Here is a 16,847-nt window from a genome sequence, read left to right as displayed (position 1 = left end):
TCCCTTAGCTTTACTGCCGATTAATCCGAATCAAATCCGTCAAGATGCTATCCAAACTGCCATTGACTTGAATTTTCTCAATCTTCTCGGCAATTCGTTCGAGAACTTCCAATTCCTTCAGACGCAACGCCACGGGGTTATCCTCCATTACCTTGGCGGTATTCAACATACTGCGAGTAGCAGCAGTTTCTTCACGACGACGGACTCCGTTAGCTTGGGCAGTTTTTTCTGCTTCTACAACCTTGCTTAAAATCGTCTTAATCTCACCAGGGAGAATAATATCTTTCACCCCAGCCGAATCTACTTCAATTCCATAGTCTGCTGTTTTGGAGCGAATGTATTCAGAGACACTTCTATCAATTGCACCTTTATCTTCCAGCAACGCATCTAGAGTTCTTTCCCCAACAGCACCACGCAAAGCAAACTGTAGTTCTTTGTACAGGTAACTGGTAATATCCGATAAACCGTTTTTGGCTCTCAGTGGATCTAGAATGCGGTAGCCAGCCGTTAAGTTCAAACGCAAAGGCACTTTATCTTTAGAAAGAATATCTTGACCGGATACTTCCATCGTTGAGTAACGAAGGTCAAAGATTTCCGTTTGCAAAGAACGCCCAAATAGCCACCATGCATGCATTCCTGGTTGGAGTTGTGTTTGATACTCTTGATTGATGTAGAGTAACCCCAGGTGTTGAGCTGGAACTTCGCGAATATGCAAAGAATTGCGGCTCAAAGCTAGAGTTTCTGGCAAACCTGAAATTAACTCAGCAACTAAGCGAGGTGGCAACTTAGCTTCAGTGCTGATGTCAATAACCTCTACTTCCACACCTTGCCAAAACAGCTTGCGACTGCACGGTGGTAGGATGGAAATAACTTTCCCTTGATACCGCACAATTGCTACTTGGTAAGTCAGTAATTGTACGATTTCACAGTAAGCCGCAACAAAGTCGGGATGTTTTTCAATCAAGACATCTTCGAGGGGAAAACTAGGATTAGGTACAATCCGACTAAGAGTCCGCAGTGAAACATCTTTGTCTTGCGACCAAAAACCATACTCACCTGGTTCTAGGGGTCGGACAAAGTTATTTTGCACATAAAGCAAACCAATCTCAAACTCCGAGATTTGGAACTTTTTCAGTCCATTCAAGGCGATTCCGCGTACTTGCTGTACGAATTCTGTTGGTAATTCCAAGCTTTCTTCTAAGTTGAAGACATGAGGTTCTACCTCAATAAAACCGCGCCAAAAAGCCCGTAGTTGATTGGGTGCAATGCTCACCCAATTTTGGCCCAAGCGTACTAAAGCTGCTTGGTTGAAGGCTGTTCGCACGACTAAGAGATGTTGTTGTAACTCGGAACTGTGGTTTCGCAGCAAAAGTTCGAGGTTCTCAATCTTGGCTTCTGGTTGGTTGAGGTCATAGGTTTTGACTTGCCAATGGCGTCCGATATATCTGTAAGTACCGGGCTGCAAAATTTTCTTAAAATCACTTCGGTGATATAAAATTCCGATTTCGTTAGGTTTGATATAAAACGTTTTCCACATAATACAGTGACCAGTGACCAGTAACCAGTGACCAGTGATTAATTGAAACTCTACAAGTATGGGTGTTTACAGTTCAGTTGCGGGCAAATTGTGTCTCCAAAACACTGATTAAGAAGGCAGGGCATTACTCTGGTTATTACCAGTTGTAGCGTTCGCTCTTAGCGCAAGCTGTACCCAGCTTATCGCCATCATGCTATAATTTCCCTTACAAGAAAAAACAGCACTCAAATTTGCCGTTGCATTTGCCAGTTCCAGAATTCTGATAGAGAAACTGGATATAACAAACGCTCGTGACAAACTCAAATTCAGGAGAAGACAATTGCACTGGCTCCTTGACTGTGACGACTGAGCATCACAAAGTGACGAGCAGCCGCGAACACCTACATTGCAGAGTTTGTACAACAACGGAGTCGAACCGTCTTGGGATTTCTCCCATACCATATAAGTAAGTTGGCTACCTTAAAAGGGTAGTGTCTTTTGACCCAGACTGTCTTTGGTGGAAAGTACAGGAATCGAACCTGTAACCAATCGATTATGAGTCGAGCGCTCTACCAGTGAGCTAACTTTCAAAGAGGGGAGTTTGATGTAGGATTTTAACCTACGTCCGACCGATGGCTTCGGTTGCTCTAACCAACTGAGCTAATCAAACAGCAAGTAGTAACGCATTGCAAGAACGGTATACGCTCAATCCAAAGGTTGGCGCACCAGTCGGGTATATAGAACCCGAACCATAGTTTTGCTGATGTATTACTATCTTACTACCAACTGTAGCACATTAAAGAGCGGGTGGTAGTGGGTAATTACTGAAAAGTTGACTACAAGATCCCCGACTTCTTTGAGAAGTCGGGGATCTTGACCACTAGTTATGCATTTTGTACCATCCAGACCAAAAGACCGAGAAGTTGGTCTACTGGTGACAAAGAATAATCTGTGAGATCGATTGTGACAATTTTCCCTTCTAACTTAAGAAATCGCCACTGAGTACCACTTGTAATACTGCCGTAAATTGTGTTAGTAGGATTTTCTTTTAACTCATTAAACCTTTGAGCGGCTATCATTTCTGCAACACACTGACCTATTCCTAACTTTAAATCAGCTTGTTTTGCTTCAACAATAATAACTGTAGGAGCTTCAATCTCTAATAATTCCGGTGAACGACTAATGAGAAAGTCACATCTACCATTTAAACCAACTGAAGCGTCTACATCAAAATTTTCACCGGAGAATAAACTAATTTGACGCTTAAGAAGCTTACGTACTTCTAAAAGGACAGGGCTGATAATTAATTCTGAACGAGCTTTCTCGCTTCCAGTGGCGATAGCTAAGGGTAAACTTTCTTCTAAAAATTCCGTTAAAGTTGAGGATGGTTCACAAGGTGATATTTGAGGAAAAAAACGAACTCCCTCAACCGTGGAGATTCCAAAAGCAGATTTCACTTTTCCTATAGAATCAAATTGACTGTAAGGCATACTGTATATTCTTTGGCTCCACTATTTGATTTTAACCGCGATCGCGTATTTTAGTTGAATTACTTACAATAATTTTCAGATTAATAGACCACATGGAGTGGGGGCGGACGTCCTCGCCCGCTCTCTTGTCTAGAACGGGCGTCCTCGCCCGCTCTCTTGTCTAGAACGGGCGAGGACGCCCGTACCACAAGAAAAGAAAATGCTTGTTTCAGTAGTAGTTCACTAGAATTGTTAAGTATTAGCCCTGATGGAAAAACAATTGTTTTTAACGATTGTTGTCAAACACGTTTGTGGAATTGGATGAATAACAAACACATTTCAAATATTATCTGTAAGCATCTTAAGCATCTTAATCCTCTCTTGAACTAATTGGCTTTACTGGCTCGATCCTGTCTGAACGTTTTTGCCAGTCAACTTTTACCAGCACTTCCTTCAGGGAGTTATGAATGATGCTGCTCAGTTCATTTCCTTTTGTAGCAAATCTAGCTGCATTCAGCCTTTACAGGGTACTGTTCGTGAACTGTTGGATGTATTGTACCCAATCAAAAAAGCATAAGCAACTATTTAGTTTTTATTCATATTGTTAAAGGAAAAATTATGTTTTGACATTCCTGGAGGTAACTGTATATACTCACTGTTATACTGCAAACGGCTAATATCTGAACTTTTTCTAAACGCTATAAGCCTTAAGTAATAAGCGTTTAGGAATTCTTGAAAAGTAAAGCTCTAAACCGTTTTTAGTATAACTTGATTATTTTGCCTTTATCAATGGGTATAAGGCAACCAAAAGTTGTCTGACATCAATTAGACGGACAGTTAAAACAAGGATTGCTGTTTATGATTCATATTTTATGCCCTCAGTTGTTTACGAGTGCAGGGCTAAACCGGAATGGTTGAATTTAGAGACTGGTTTGAACAAACTAGCGGAAAGCCTCCCTTCCCGTATCAAGAACATTTCGCAACACAAAGTGAATTACCCATTTTGTTGGATGTCATCACGGGTGCAGGTAAGACTGCAACGGTTGTTTTGGGGTGGTTGTGGCGGCGTAGATTTTATCCCGACCAAAGAATTCGCGATCGCACTCCACGACGATTAGTTTATTGCTTGCCAATGCGAACTCTCGTCGAGCAAACTTATGCAGAAATTGAGAAATGGCTTAAGAAGGCAGGATTGGAAGGAGATGCTGAATTGCACTTACTTATGGGTGGTGCAATTAGCAAGCGTTGGGACATCCATCCAGAAAAAGATTGTATTCTCGTTGGTACTCAAGACCAACTGCTTAGTCGTGCTTTGAACCGGGGGTATGCAATGAGTCGATATCGCTGGCCTGTTCAGTTTGCACTTGTGAATAACGATTGCCTTTGGGTTATGGATGAAGTGCAATTGATGGGAGCAGGCGTTCGAACAACAGCACAACTGCAAGGCTTTCGTGAAAAATTTGGGACTTACGGACTCGTTGCTTCCTTGTGGATGAGCGCTACCCTTGATTCAGAATTGTTAAAAACAGTTGATTATCAGCCTGACTTGAATCGAATTCATCGTTTGAGTGAAGAAGATGAATCTCATCCAGTTCTGCAAAAGCGATTACAGGCAAAAAAGCGATTGGTGAGGGCAGAGACAGTCATTCAAGGAAAAGAAGAAGATACTAAAGCATTGGCATCTGAAGTAGCAAAATTACATATTCCAGGGACTCTAACAATTCTGATTTGCAATCGTGTCACCCGCGCCCAAGCAGTTTACCAAGAACTTTCTCATCTGACTAGTGATTCTTTATTGCTTTTGCACTCCCGGTTTCGACCTTGCGAACGACAAGAACTCAATCAGAAGCTATACAAATTTCGAGTTGGTATTATAGTTGCGACTCAGGCTATTGAAGCTGGAATTGATATCTCAGCAAAAACCTTAATATCCGAACTGACATCTTGGTTTTCCTTCGTCCAAAGAGTTGGTCGCTGCAACCGCTACGGCGAATATTCTGATGGTGCTACTGTTTATTGGGTCGATATTGACACTCATAAAAAACAGCTTGCTGCTCCCTATCAAGTAGAATTTCTGGAAGAAGCACGAAAACTGTTGAGTCAGATTGAAGAAGGGATTAAAGATGTAGGTCCACTTGCATTGGGGTCGGTTAAACCCGAACTTAAGTCGGTTGAAGGGTTAATTCCCCGGAAGAATGACCTGTTGCAACTGTTTGACACATCAACAGATTTAGCTGGACACGACATCGATATTTCTCCATTTATTCGCTCTAGCAACGAACTTGATGTAGCGATCGCATGGCGTGATTGGGAAGAAGGTAAGCCAAAAGATTCAGTATCAGGTGCTTTGCGCCAGGAAGAACTGTGTCGCGTCAGTCTTCGGCAAGCACAAGCATTTTTGGATCGCTTGATAAAAAACAAAAGTAGCGCTTGGGTTTGGGATGGGTCAGAAGGTGATTGGGTTAAGGCTTCCAGATTGTATCCGGGTATTGCCATACTTGTAAAACGCAAGGATGGTGGTTATTCAACAACACTTGGATTTACTGGCAATCCGACAGACGAACCCAATGCGGTGAATGCTCCGGTTATTAAACCTGAAAAGGATGATAGCGATTGGCTTACTGAAATAAAAATATACATTACTTTATCTCAGCATTCGCATGATGTTGAATTACGTACAGAAGAACTTTGCTTAAAATTAAATGACTCCAGCTTGCCCGTACCATTACTTAAACGCAGTGGGCGATGGCACGACTTAGGTAAAGCTCATGAAGTTTTTCAAGCACTACTGACAGACAACCGTTTAGATAAACAAACAGGCGGACCATGGGCAAAATCTGACAAAATGAATCGTGGTGTATCAAAACGTCCTGGGTTTCGCCACGAATTGGTAAGTGCATTGGTGGCGTTGCAACAGAACGAGCCAGATTTACTTGCTTATTTAGTAGCAGCACATCACGGTAGGATTCGCATGACTATTCAGCCTGTACCCTATGAAAAACAACCTGATGAACCCAATCGAAAGTTTGCACGGGGTGTTTGGGAAGGCGATACGATACCTGCTGTTGATTTAGGTGGGGGCTTAGAAATACCAGAGCAAATCTTGAGCCTAGATTGCATGACCATCGGTGATGTGGAAGGAAGTTCTTCTTGGACAGCAAGAGCGATCGCTTTACTCAACGAATACGGTCCCTTCAAACTGGCATTTCTGGAAACTATTATCCGCGTTGCTGATTGGCGTGCTTCGGAGACATATCGTAACGATATTTTAGGAGAAACCGATGCTTAGATTATCAGGTTGTACTCCAATACCACTCTCTCATTACCTCAAAGCATTGGGAGTATTGCGGCTTGTTGTCGAACAGAGGTTCGATCCCAATGCCAAGGGCTTTTGGATGGATGATTCCTTTGTACTTGCAACTGAGTTGTCACCAAATGACTTGGTACAATTTTTCCTCTACGACTATAAACCCACGCCGTTGGTTGCACCGTGGAATGGTAGTACGGGGTATTATCCCAAAGATAATAAAAAAACCATAGATGCAGTTCGTAAAAGTACTGCAACAAGATTAAATATTTACCGCCATACGGTTCAAGTCGCTCAACAGGTCGTAGAAGACCTAAAGCTCACAGTTCAACCCAAAGATAAAGAAGAAAAAAGTCGCCTGTTTGAGCACCTGCGGAATAATTTACCCGACGAAACCGTCATTTGGCTTGATGCGTGTGCAGTCATTACTGCCGATAACTTAAAGTTTCCAGCCTTGACTGGAACAGGTGGAAATGATGGAAACTTTGAATTTAGCCGTACATTTATGCAACAGTTGCAAGAGTTAATTGATTTTGCAACGGGTAAGCCAAGTGCTGCTGCAGAATTGATGCTGCGGGCGGCGCTGTTTGATGAAGTAGTGCCGGGACTGCAATTTGCGGGAAAAATTGGACAGTTTAATCCCATAGCGGCAGGAGGGGCTAATGCTGCACCTGGTTATGATGCGGATTCACGAGTTAATCCTTGGGACTACGTATTCATGCTTGAAGGTGTGATGTTGTTTGCGGGTGGCGTTACCCGTCGTTACGAGTATTCTGATGTCGGAGATTTTGCCTACCGATTCTAAAAGTCTGGACAAAGTTACCTACAATTAGACAACTTTGGACAAACCCAACTCCACGGTGTAAGTTCGCTCAATTAGAAGTGCATTGCTGCTTGGAACATGAGCCCCGTGACTCAGGTTCCTTGACCACTAATCCCCAGTTAGAGATGTTGTAATAGTCATGACGAGATGATATTACAACACGAGACTTAAGAATTTTATTCAGTTGATACCAAAAGCTCCATACGTGCTTTCCATCCTTCACGGAAGTTGAGGCGGTTATGGAGCCATGCATTTTTTCTTTTAAACGCATACCACGTCGGGCAATCGCTAACGCAGCTGCTTCATCACTGGCTAAACCATATTGACGTGCGTATTTGACCAATCCGATGACGCTGGTGTAAGCAGGATTTACCTTCATTAGGTAAATTCCTCGGTTACTCAAAATGCTCTCTAGTAGTTTATAGAATCGACTATAAGCCCAGCCAGAAAGCATCCGAGCATATTTGCTGCCACGTTCTCTGAGTTGTTCTTTTTTCGTTGAAAAGTCTAGTTCTTCACAGACAATAGGACAAGCATATGTATCAGCTAATACTACTAATTGTAAGCAAGCATCAACAATTTGGGCATCTTGCTGTCCTGATGGTAGTCCCATTTGTAATGGAATTTGTCCATGCGCTTTGAGATTACCATCATGATCAACATATGCCCAACCGATTGAGCCAGGATTCAAATCAATGCCAATACAGCCATAAGCAGAGTGTCTGGAGACGCGCTTTACTGGGGAAGGAGTAAATTGTACGGCGGCATTCCACTTACCATCCTTACGGTAGAAGTGCCATGTTTTGCAACCATCTTTGGGCAATCTGTTAATGTTGCGGTCAAAGTTACCTAACTGAGTCTGAACGTACTTACCAAACCTTAATTCCAAGCAAGCAGGTACACGAAATTTAAGAAGATCACCATCCCATTGACATACCTGATTGCCAAATGATTCATCTTTAGAACCAACTACAAAAGCTTGGTCTTTGGGAATAACTGTTTGAATTGGTGCTACCTTTAAATGTTCAATTTGCTTACTCAACTGGTGAGCGCGTCGTTTCTTGTTGTGAATCTGAAAGTGAAGATTATGCCAATTGGTTTCACGTGTTTTTAAATCAGATGCTATGGGTAGCCTACATCCCGTCTTAGATTCTTTCCAGTTCTTTTTCTCATAAAATTTGAAGGAATCTGCTAACTTCTTCTCAGACTTAGTTATCCAAGAGTTAATAGACTTAAGTTTACCTTCAAGAATTTTGATATGACGCTTTCTATGATCAATAGAAGCATCCACCGCACCTTGAGCATGGCTAATAACACCATTAGCATGACGTTTTGAAATCCCGTAAGTAACTTGTAAATAAGTGTTCCAGTTAGATTTATTAAAGTTTTTATTCGCTAAAAGGTGGTTAGCTGTTTCACACGCGGCTTTATAGAATACCGAACTGTAAGCAGCCAGAAACATTTCAAACTCAGTGAGTCCTAAACTATTCAATTCTTCTGCTCTTGTCGGTAATCCCTTCACATACGTGAGAGTTGTCATTGATTCGACCTTTAAAGGATGTTATACTCATATTATATATGAGCTATTAAGAATTGACAACATGGCTAGAAAAAAGACTTACTCAGAATCAAAACGAAGATTTACAATGACCTTGACCGAAACAGCAATTCAATGGCTTGAACAAAAACAGATTCAGATGCAAGCCGGAAGCTTAAGTGATGTCATTGAGCGGATGGCAAGAGAAAAGCTCCCCAAAAATGACTAATAATGGGTAACTATGTCCAGTTATTAAGTTACAGTTTCTCACCCTTTTGCTGTGCGTCCATCATTTGTTGGGTATGGCAGTGCTGCTGATGGTGATGAAGCCCGTGCTGAGTTGTGGATACCCCTATGGTCTGCACCAACCGGGCTGCGAGAATTGCAACTGCTTTTTAATGAGGGTAGAGCAAAAGTCGGCAGAAAGACCGCACGCGATGCTATTGATTTTGCACGGGCAATTTCCAGCAGAGGTGTGGTGCGAGGTATTGATGAATTTATCCGTTATGGTTTTCAGGTGCGTAATGGGCTATCATATTTTGCAATTCCATTAGGGCGTTTTCAACCGAAGCTCAATCCAAAAGTTGACCGACTTGTTGAGTTGGATTTTTGGTTAGCTTTCTTCCAAAGTGCTGCAAGCGATGCAAAGGCTCCTGCTAGTGTAAGGCGCGTGCATCGGGTTTTACAAACAGCATTGTTTGAATTTAGCTTGGGAAAGCGGGGATTGCTAGACGTACTGATTGCATTAGGTGAAGTCGAGGCGGTTCTCAACCGTTCATTGAAATTTATCGAAGAAAAATCTATTCCACCCCTTCCTTCTTTAAAAAGTACGTGGGTAAAAGATTGTGATGATTCGTCGGTTGAATTCCGTTTGGCATTGGCACTCGCAAGTCGGGGGTTGCGTCAGAGGTTGGTGCAGGTGCGGCAAGATAAAGAGAAACATGGCAAGTTAGTTTGGGTTAAGGAGCGTGATGGTAAAACAACTTGGCATAATGGTTCCTTAATTGATAACTTAATTGATTTATTGCAGCGCGAGGATTTGGAGCGGGAGCAAAAAGAAAAGCAACAAGCCCAGTCCTCGGATAGTGAAGATGAAGATGAACTAGTTGCTAAATCGAACGACGACAAATCTACCAAATCTCAAGATAAAAATTTAGTGACTGTAGCACTTGATGATATCGTGCGTTGGATTTGGGGTGAGGTTGATGATGCTCGCGTTGAAGCCATAGCTCGTGGGTTGTCTTTGGTTAAAATGTATCGCAGATGTTTAAAGAAGAGCGATTCTTTACCTGTACCTGCTGCTTACACGCTCGTTAAAGTTACCCACCACCGCGCTTTGAAAAAAGAACTACTTCATCGCGTTCTGAAAAAGAATTTTTCTAAAGATGTCTCTTTACCAAGAGTTCCAGCATTGTTAAACCAGCTCGCTAGCGGTGATTGTTTAAGTGCTACCGAATTAGCAACGCGTCGGTTGCATGCAAGTGGATTTAATCCGGCGATTGAACGAGGAATATACGAATCGCCCGAAAAAACTCGCCGCATTGCAGCTTCATTGGTATTCCCTATTTCCGAATGGGATGTTGTTTGCTTGTTGAACCAAATTTGCGAATTTGAGCAAGAGGAAGATAGATAATGGACTTTACAAAACTTCAAAATGAATCTCGATTGCTGATTGAAGCCGAACTTATACCCCTTCAAGGTACGCGCTTTCAACCTACAGGTTTTCCCGATTTGGATGCAGCCACTTATACGCTTCCAGGAAAAGAGAAAACCGAAATGCTGTTGGTAGAATCAGCCCAAAGTGTAGCCAATCGTTTGGAAGAAAGCATAGAGAAAACCAGGTAACAGCAAATAAAGAGACGTAGAATCAGCCCAAAGTGTAGCCAATCGTTTGGAAGCAACAATCTGGGATGAGAGCCATCAAGCTGTAGTGACACCTCTGAAAGGAATTTCCTATGTAGTCGTCAAACAAGCAGATAAAGTAATAACAACTTCTTTACTCGAAGCACACCGTCTTAGTTCAAATTACATCATCAATTTAAAAGCTAAAGACCGCAGCTTTATCGAGAGATTGAAAAAAGAACTTGATGTACGTGATGACACTCCAGTAGATTTTCAGAGGTTGGCGCAAGTTTTGGCACGATACGATATCAATTCGCTACTCCATGGTATTTTTATTGCCGAAAAAGATTTTGCCGGAGGTAGGTTTAAATTACCACGAGCCATCTCTGGGTTTATCGAGGCACGGAATGTTGCACGAGTTATGTCTGGTGGTGTGAAAAACGATCGCATCAACCCAAAAGCTGAAGCAAAAGAACGTGGTGGTAATGTTCCTTATTCTCGCGTTGAATATACTGCTGAAGAAATTAAAGCGTACTTCAACCTTGACTTGGCACAAATTCGAGGTTATCGCTTAGGGCAAGAAGTTGAAGATTTACTCATTGCGATCGCACTCTACAAAATCCAATCTTTTTTGGCAAGAGGGTTGCGGTTGCGGACTGCTTGCGACCTTGAGTATACGCACTTAACAGTTAAACGTCCCGAAGGATTCAAATTGCCAGATCTGAAAACATTAGAAAAAGCATTACCGTCCTTGGTTGCTGCTGCCAAATTGGTGTTTGCTGACCCTCCGGTGACTGAAGTGAAGTATGAAGCAAGTGAGGCTAAGAGCAAAGCATGAGTGTTGGAATTTCGATTCAATTTCTTTGCGGTCGCTACCATGCAACACCGTGGAACCATCAAGTTAATGAAGGTGTTGTTGAGTGGCCGCCGTCCCCCTGGCGCATCTTGAGGGCGTTAGTTGCAGCATACTACCGCCTACCCAATCCCCCTGCACGTAATGAATTATACAGTTTGTTAGCAACGTTAAGCGAATGCTTGCCTTGTTACTGTTTGCCTGAATATGCAACTGCTCATACGCGGCATTATATGCCGATAGTGAAGGAAGGTAAGGTTACCACAACTAAAGTCTTAGACACTTTTATTACACTACCGGGAGGAGTACTATCACCAGATGCCGTAATACAGGTAGTTTGGCAGAATGTGGAATTGAACTTGTCACAGCAAGCTTTGTTCAAGCAGCTTTGCAGCCAGATTAGTTATCTGGGACGTGCCGAATCGTGGGCAGAAGTGCAAGTTATTGAAGAATGGAGTGAGGCGAAAGTAGAATTTAATGCTGTACCTAGTGATTTGAAAGGTGACGCGGATTTGACAGGCGAGAAGGTGAGGGTATTAGTTCCCTTATCCTCTGCTGAAATGGAAGGATTTAAAGCTGCACTTGCGACTGTACCTTTACCTACTAAGAAAGGTAAAAAAAGTAAGTGGAAAGTTCCAAAGGATATATTAGAAGCATTGGAGTTGGATATCAGCGATCTGCACTCCTCAGGGTGGAATGGAATTCCCGGTACGCGCTGGGTAAGCTATGTTTTACCGACATCTCACAGTCGCAACGTGCAAGCTGTGGTGACAAGCCGTGAAGATAAACTACCGAACTTTGCTAGATTCGCACTCGCCTCGAATGTCTTACCCAATATCACTGAAGTTGTATCGATTGGCGAACGTTTTCGGCAAGCACTCATGTCATCGAAAAAAGACGAAAATCAATTACCTTTAAGCGTTTTTTCGGGAAGGAATTCTGTTGATAATAATGCTGATGAAGGCGATAGATCCAAGCCGTATCTTGAGGGACAGCAGCACGCTTGGTACTTACCTGAAGTGAATGCACGAGGAAAAATCGACCATATGGTTATTTATGCTGCAAGTGGGTTTGACTTCAACCAAGCATTACCAAAACTCAAAAATCTGTATAAAGTATGGGGAACAGAAGGATTTGACCTTCAGACGGTTTTGGTATCGCTAGGTCAAATTGAAGAGTACGTTGTGACTTCTCGACAGCTTGATGATAAACATTTTCGTGTTATTGGCAAAAGTAGAAAGTGGCGCAGTTTGACTCCAATGGTGCTACCACGTCATCCCAAATTCTATAAAAATGGTAACAAAAGATGTATTCCAGATACGAGTTTTCAGCTAGATGGAGTAGAACACCAAGCACTGAAATTATTGACTCAGCTTGATTATTTAAATATACCAGCTAATAGTACCATTGCATCAGACGATGAGTGGTTGTGTTTGCAAAGGCACAACGGCGAAACGATTGTCAAAGTTAGATGCTGCGATCGTGGTGTTTTGGATAAACCTGCCTTTTCCTTCCAAAGGCGTAGATATCATGGCAGGGGACAAAAATCATCGGATAAGGGGTACTGGTTGGAGATAGAATTTACAGAAGTACAGTTGGGACCAATCGCACTTGGGTACGCCGCACATTTTGGATTGGGTGTGTTTACCCCAGTTTTCAACTAAATTGCGCGGATGGGTGGCTGTAACTTTGCTCTAGTTGTAAAAATGCTGAAATTGCTTACTCTGTCAGGATCGCAGCCAATTGGTTTCAAAAGAGTTCCGCGCCAGTGCTCAAATGCTTGCCCTACAAGACTTATGGCGATTTTTGACAGGATAGGTTTGATGTGTTTGATGGCTGAAACAAGGTTTTGCTTGAACATCCGCGATTTTACCTCCCACAAACCAGATATGATAAGCTTTTCGTATGTCAGGGGTTTTTATCCACCCTTAGGGGTTGGCTCCATTGAAGCCGGTAGAATTTGGCTACAGGCAAGCCATTGGAGGAGCGTTTTTATCCACCCTTAGGGGTTGGCTCCATTGAAGCATCGCTGGATCGCACCCTGCTACATTCGCTACCATCTGAGGTTTTTATCCACCCTTAGGGGTTGGCTCCATTGAAGCAATTTTCTAACTTAGTTCCTTCCAAATCCCAGCAGGTTTTTATCCACCCTTAGGGGTTGGCTCCATTGAAGCTCAAAACTCAAGATTTGGTGAAGCAAACGCTAGACGTTTTTATCCACCCTTAGGGGTTGGCTCCATTGAAGCTTCCCAATAGTTTTGAGACGCGATCGCGCCTTCATGAGGTTTTTATCCACCCTTAGGGGTTGGCTCCATTGAAGCTTGAGTGTTCCAATTTCCCAAAATGTAAATTCTTGTTTTTATCCACCCTTAGGGGTTGGCTCCATTGAAGCCAACTATGCTGCTAATTAGCAGTGGGATGATAGTTTTTATCCACCCTTAGGGGTTGGCTCCATTGAAGCCTGGGCAAGAGAGCGAATGCTCCCGTGCTTCAGCGTTTTTATCCACCCTTAGGGGTTGGCTCCATTGAAGCCATAATTTAATCCGTACCAAACGATACATATAAGGTTTTTATCCACCCTTAGGGGTTGGCTCCATTGAAGCTATTTTGGTGGCTTGGAAAAACAAACGGAACAAGTAAGTTTTTATCCACCCTTAGGGGTTGGCTCCATTGAAGCAGAAGCAATTTGAACTTGTGCTCCAATATATTCACCAGGTTTTTATCCACCCTTAGGGGTTGGCTCCATTGAAGCGAGATCCCAATCAGTACCATTGCTCATAAAGGCACGTTTTTATCCACCCTTAGGGGTTGGCTCCATTGAAGCAAAATTGCAGAGCCAGAAGTAGAGCCAAAACCAAGTTTTTATCCACCCTTAGGGGTTGGCTCCATTGAAGCGATTAATAATCGTAGTCATTTTGCCAACTAGGTACGTTTTTATCCACCCTTAGGGGTTGGCTCCATTGAAGCGACGGATAGCTAAAGCTAGCCATACACCAAACAGTTTTTATCCACCCTTAGGGGTTGGCTCCATTGAAGCCAGAGAAATATCTAGCCATTGCTCATAACCATTGAGTTTTTATCCACCCTTAGGGGTTGGCTCCATTGAAGCGTTAGCTGCGCCACTTTCACAGAGAATCAACAAGGTTTTTATCCACCCTTAGGGGTTGGCTCCATTGAAGCAGTAGATGCACTCTCTAGCGTTTGTTCCTAATAAGGTTTTTATCCACCCTTAGGGGTTGGCTCCATTGAAGCTTAGTATGTTAGCAGAAGGAGAAGATGCATCAGAGGTTTTTATCCACCCTTAGGGGTTGGCTCCATTGAAGCATTAAAGCAACAACAGATGTTGTGGATATATGGAGTTTTTATCCACCCTTAGGGGTTGGCTCCATTGAAGCAGGTTAATTCAAAAACCAAATCCCCATAAACAAAAGTTTTTATCCACCCTTAGGGGTTGGCTCCATTGAAGCCAGTTCGTAATCGCTTCTGCACTGGCGATCGCTGGTTTTTATCCACCCTTAGGGGTTGGCTCCATTGAAGCTAGACATTGACGCCCTAGTAAACAGCCAACAACAAGCAGGTTTTTATCCACCCTTAGGGGTTGGCTCCATTGAAGCTTTACTGAATCCTCGCTAGCCGCAGTGTAACAACGAGTGTTTTTATCCACCCTTAGGGGTTGGCTCCATTAAAGCCTCTTAAAAGCTCTTTATAAAGAATAACACTAAGTAGGTAGGTGAGAAAAAACCGAACTATGTAAAGGTATGTAAATACGTTAAACCTCTTACAAATGACCAAGGACAAATGACCAATGACGATCCTGACTAGTTGACTTTAATTGTGACGACTTACTTATCCCATCAACAGTAACTTAACCAGTTTTCTGCTCATAAACTTCCTGTACCCGTTCGAGTTCTAAATCGCTCAGATAATCTATTGTCCAGTTAGCTTGGCGCTGTAGCATATGGAATGGGTAAGTATGGGCTACTCCAACCACTTGCATCCCCGCTTGTTTTGCTGCTTGTATACCAGCGAAGGTATCTTCTATCGCCAAACACTCTTCTGGCAAAAGATTTAAATCGGGATATTCCTGGTTTAGCCGTTTTACTGCCAGCAAATAACCGTGCGGGTCTGGTTTACTGGTGGTAATGTCATCACCTGCAACAATCAGTTTAAAATGTTCTGCTAGGTTGGCGCGATTGAGTATTAAATCAATTTCTTTACGAATAGCACCACTGACGATTCCTATTTTTAAATTACGAGAACGCGCTTGAAAAATTAAGTCGTCTAAACCAGGATATAGAGGCAATTTTGTAATTTTTTCTATCTCCCGAACATAACTTTCTGCTTTACGATTGAGCAACTGAGTGAGATAAGTTTCACTCACCACACGCCCTCGTTTGGCTAGCAATTCTTTTACACAGGCGCGATCGCTACGCCCCAAACAAATTTTGCGGTACTCACCTGGTTTTATAGTCAGGTTTTCCTCAATCAAAAGTTGCTCTATGAGTTGCTCGTGAATGGATTCATCATTAATGATGACACCATTAAAGTCAAACAGAATCGCCTTTAGACTCATGGAAGTATATTAAAAGCTGGTGATGGAAATCCCTGCAACTCTCCATTATCTACTGTGGTGTCCCCTTGTGTAGGAGTGTAACGCATGGCATTTCTTTGGATGCTGGTATCCCTAGACAGAATCGGCTTGACTCCGCTTGTCACTTGATTGATCCACCAAACATCCCGAGTTTGTACGGAGCCAAATCCTGCAGCACCCATCCAAGCATCGACACTTCCGGTAGCATATTCCTCAATATACGGCTCCTCAAAAACATTGTTCAGCCAATCCAACTGTCGGATAGTTTTTTGATTTCCGTCCAAAATCAACACTTGTCCGCCAGATACTAGTAAGCGGAAGGCTTCCCGTAAAATTGCCTGAGAAACTACAGTTGGTGTTTCGTGGAATAACAAAGAAGCGGTTACCAAGTCAAAGGAAGCATCTGGAAAACTAGTTTTCTCAGCATTACCGTGTCGCCAGGAAATTTCCAAACCAGCATTTTGGGCTTTGTGTGAAGCCCTCACAAGCATATAAGGCGATAAATCCAAACCTATGACTTCGGCTTGAGGGAATGCCTGCTTTAACATTAAGGTTGTAGAACCCGTCCCACAACCCAAATCTAGTATTCTTCGCGGTTGTACCTGAATCGTATCAATTAACGCCTGACGGACAATCGTTTCGTTAGGGGGTAAAACGTACTGGGTGATAGGGTCATAAGAAACAGCTGCACCAGGGTTAAGATACCCCTGCTTAATTCCATGAAAGTTTTGACTACTGTAGTATGTGGGAACTGTCACATCAGCACGTCGGTAGCGATCGCTTTCTTTTTCCCAATCAACACTTTCTGCATATCGCTGCAACCCCTGTTCATCAATTAGAAGACGCACCACAGGGGATAAAAAGCGTTCCCAGATAGTATCTTGACGAACTGCCATAGAAGTTTGTTTA

At 42.8% G+C, this 16,847-nt stretch carries 10 protein-coding genes, 2 tRNA genes, 2 pseudogenes and 1 CRISPR repeat array; of the genes and pseudogenes, 6 read left to right on the top strand and 8 right to left on the bottom strand.

The features are described from left to right. Positions 1-10: 10 nt before the first annotated feature. The 4 genes from WA1_RS35890 to WA1_RS35875 form a co-directional block, all read right to left on the bottom strand. Positions 11-1,537 (bottom strand): slipin family protein, encoded by a 1,527-nt coding sequence (locus tag WA1_RS35890; protein ID WP_017745800.1) that lies wholly within the window; start codon positions 1,535-1,537, stop codon positions 11-13. 494 nt (positions 1,538-2,031) lie between these two features. Further along, a tRNA-Ile gene (locus WA1_RS35885) sits at positions 2,032-2,106 on the bottom strand. Positions 2,107-2,114: 8 nt separating this feature from the next. Continuing rightward, positions 2,115-2,186: transfer RNA gene (locus WA1_RS35880), tRNA-Gly, on the bottom strand. 214 nt (positions 2,187-2,400) lie between these two features. Next, complete coding sequence (locus WA1_RS35875) at positions 2,401-3,006, bottom strand: hypothetical protein (protein ID WP_017745801.1); 606 nt, start codon at positions 3,004-3,006, stop codon at positions 2,401-2,403. Positions 3,007-3,895: 889 nt separating this feature from the next. Here WA1_RS35875 and WA1_RS35870 point away from each other — a divergent pair. Both WA1_RS35870 and cas8g1 (WA1_RS35865) read left to right on the top strand, forming a co-directional pair. Further along, positions 3,896-6,274 (top strand): CRISPR-associated helicase/endonuclease Cas3, encoded by a 2,379-nt coding sequence (locus WA1_RS35870; protein WP_017745802.1) that lies wholly within the window; start codon positions 3,896-3,898, stop codon positions 6,272-6,274. Next, positions 6,267-7,097, top strand: coding sequence for a type I-G CRISPR-associated protein Cas8g1/Csx17 (gene cas8g1 / locus WA1_RS35865; RefSeq protein ID WP_017745803.1), 831 nt, complete (start codon positions 6,267-6,269; stop codon positions 7,095-7,097). The genes WA1_RS35870 and cas8g1 (WA1_RS35865) overlap by 8 nt, the downstream gene beginning before the upstream one ends. Positions 7,098-7,164: 67 nt before the next feature. On the opposite strand, the gene WA1_RS35860 is transcribed toward cas8g1 (WA1_RS35865), so the two are convergent. After that, positions 7,165-8,655, bottom strand: a complete 1,491-nt coding sequence (locus WA1_RS35860; protein WP_017745804.1) for an IS200/IS605 family element transposase accessory protein TnpB — start codon at positions 8,653-8,655, stop codon at positions 7,165-7,167. Positions 8,656-8,923: 268 nt separating this feature from the next. Between WA1_RS35860 and cas8g1 (WA1_RS35855) the strand changes: the two are divergent. From cas8g1 (WA1_RS35855) to csb2, 4 genes and pseudogenes are all read left to right on the top strand, one after another. Further along, positions 8,924-10,285 (top strand): annotated as a pseudogene (gene cas8g1 / locus WA1_RS35855) (type I-G CRISPR-associated protein Cas8g1/Csx17); the annotation flags it as partial. Next, a complete protein-coding gene (locus tag WA1_RS58895; protein ID WP_201789144.1) occupies positions 10,285-10,497 on the top strand; it encodes a type I-G CRISPR-associated protein Cas7 in 213 nt (70 codons plus the stop codon). The pseudogene cas8g1 (WA1_RS35855) and the gene WA1_RS58895, both read left to right, overlap by 1 nt. A gap of 28 nt (positions 10,498-10,525) precedes the next feature. Further along, positions 10,526-11,332, top strand: a pseudogene (gene cas7g, locus WA1_RS35850) (type I-G CRISPR-associated RAMP protein Csb1/Cas7g); the annotation flags it as partial. Further along, the gene (csb2, locus tag WA1_RS35845; RefSeq protein ID WP_017745807.1) at positions 11,329-13,011 is read left to right on the top strand and encodes a type I-G CRISPR-associated protein Csb2; all 1,683 of its coding nucleotides are present in this window, start codon (positions 11,329-11,331) and stop codon (positions 13,009-13,011) included. The pseudogene cas7g and the gene csb2, both read left to right, overlap by 4 nt. Here csb2 and WA1_RS35840 read toward each other — a convergent pair. The 3 genes from WA1_RS35840 to WA1_RS35830 form a co-directional block, all read right to left on the bottom strand. Next, positions 13,008-13,208, bottom strand: a complete 201-nt coding sequence (locus WA1_RS35840) for a hypothetical protein (RefSeq protein WP_017745808.1) — start codon at positions 13,206-13,208, stop codon at positions 13,008-13,010. The two genes, csb2 and WA1_RS35840, sit on opposite strands and share 4 nt — an antisense overlap. 53 nt (positions 13,209-13,261) lie before the next feature. Beyond that, positions 13,262-15,036: a CRISPR direct-repeat array (repeat unit 37 nt; unit sequence GTTTTTATCCACCCTTAGGGGTTGGCTCCATTGAAGC). A 176-nt stretch (positions 15,037-15,212) separates the two neighbouring features. Continuing rightward, positions 15,213-15,920, bottom strand: a complete 708-nt coding sequence (locus tag WA1_RS35835; protein ID WP_017745809.1) for an HAD family hydrolase — start codon at positions 15,918-15,920, stop codon at positions 15,213-15,215. Then, positions 15,917-16,834 (bottom strand): class I SAM-dependent methyltransferase, encoded by a 918-nt coding sequence (locus tag WA1_RS35830; protein ID WP_017745810.1) that lies wholly within the window; start codon positions 16,832-16,834, stop codon positions 15,917-15,919. The genes WA1_RS35835 and WA1_RS35830 overlap by 4 nt, the downstream gene beginning before the upstream one ends. Positions 16,835-16,847 lie beyond the last annotated feature (13 nt).

The organism is Scytonema hofmannii PCC 7110 (assembly GCF_000346485.2).
GTDB lineage: Bacteria > Cyanobacteriota > Cyanobacteriia > Cyanobacteriales > Nostocaceae > Scytonema > Scytonema hofmannii.
This window is presented reverse-complemented; position numbering and strand designations above follow the sequence as displayed.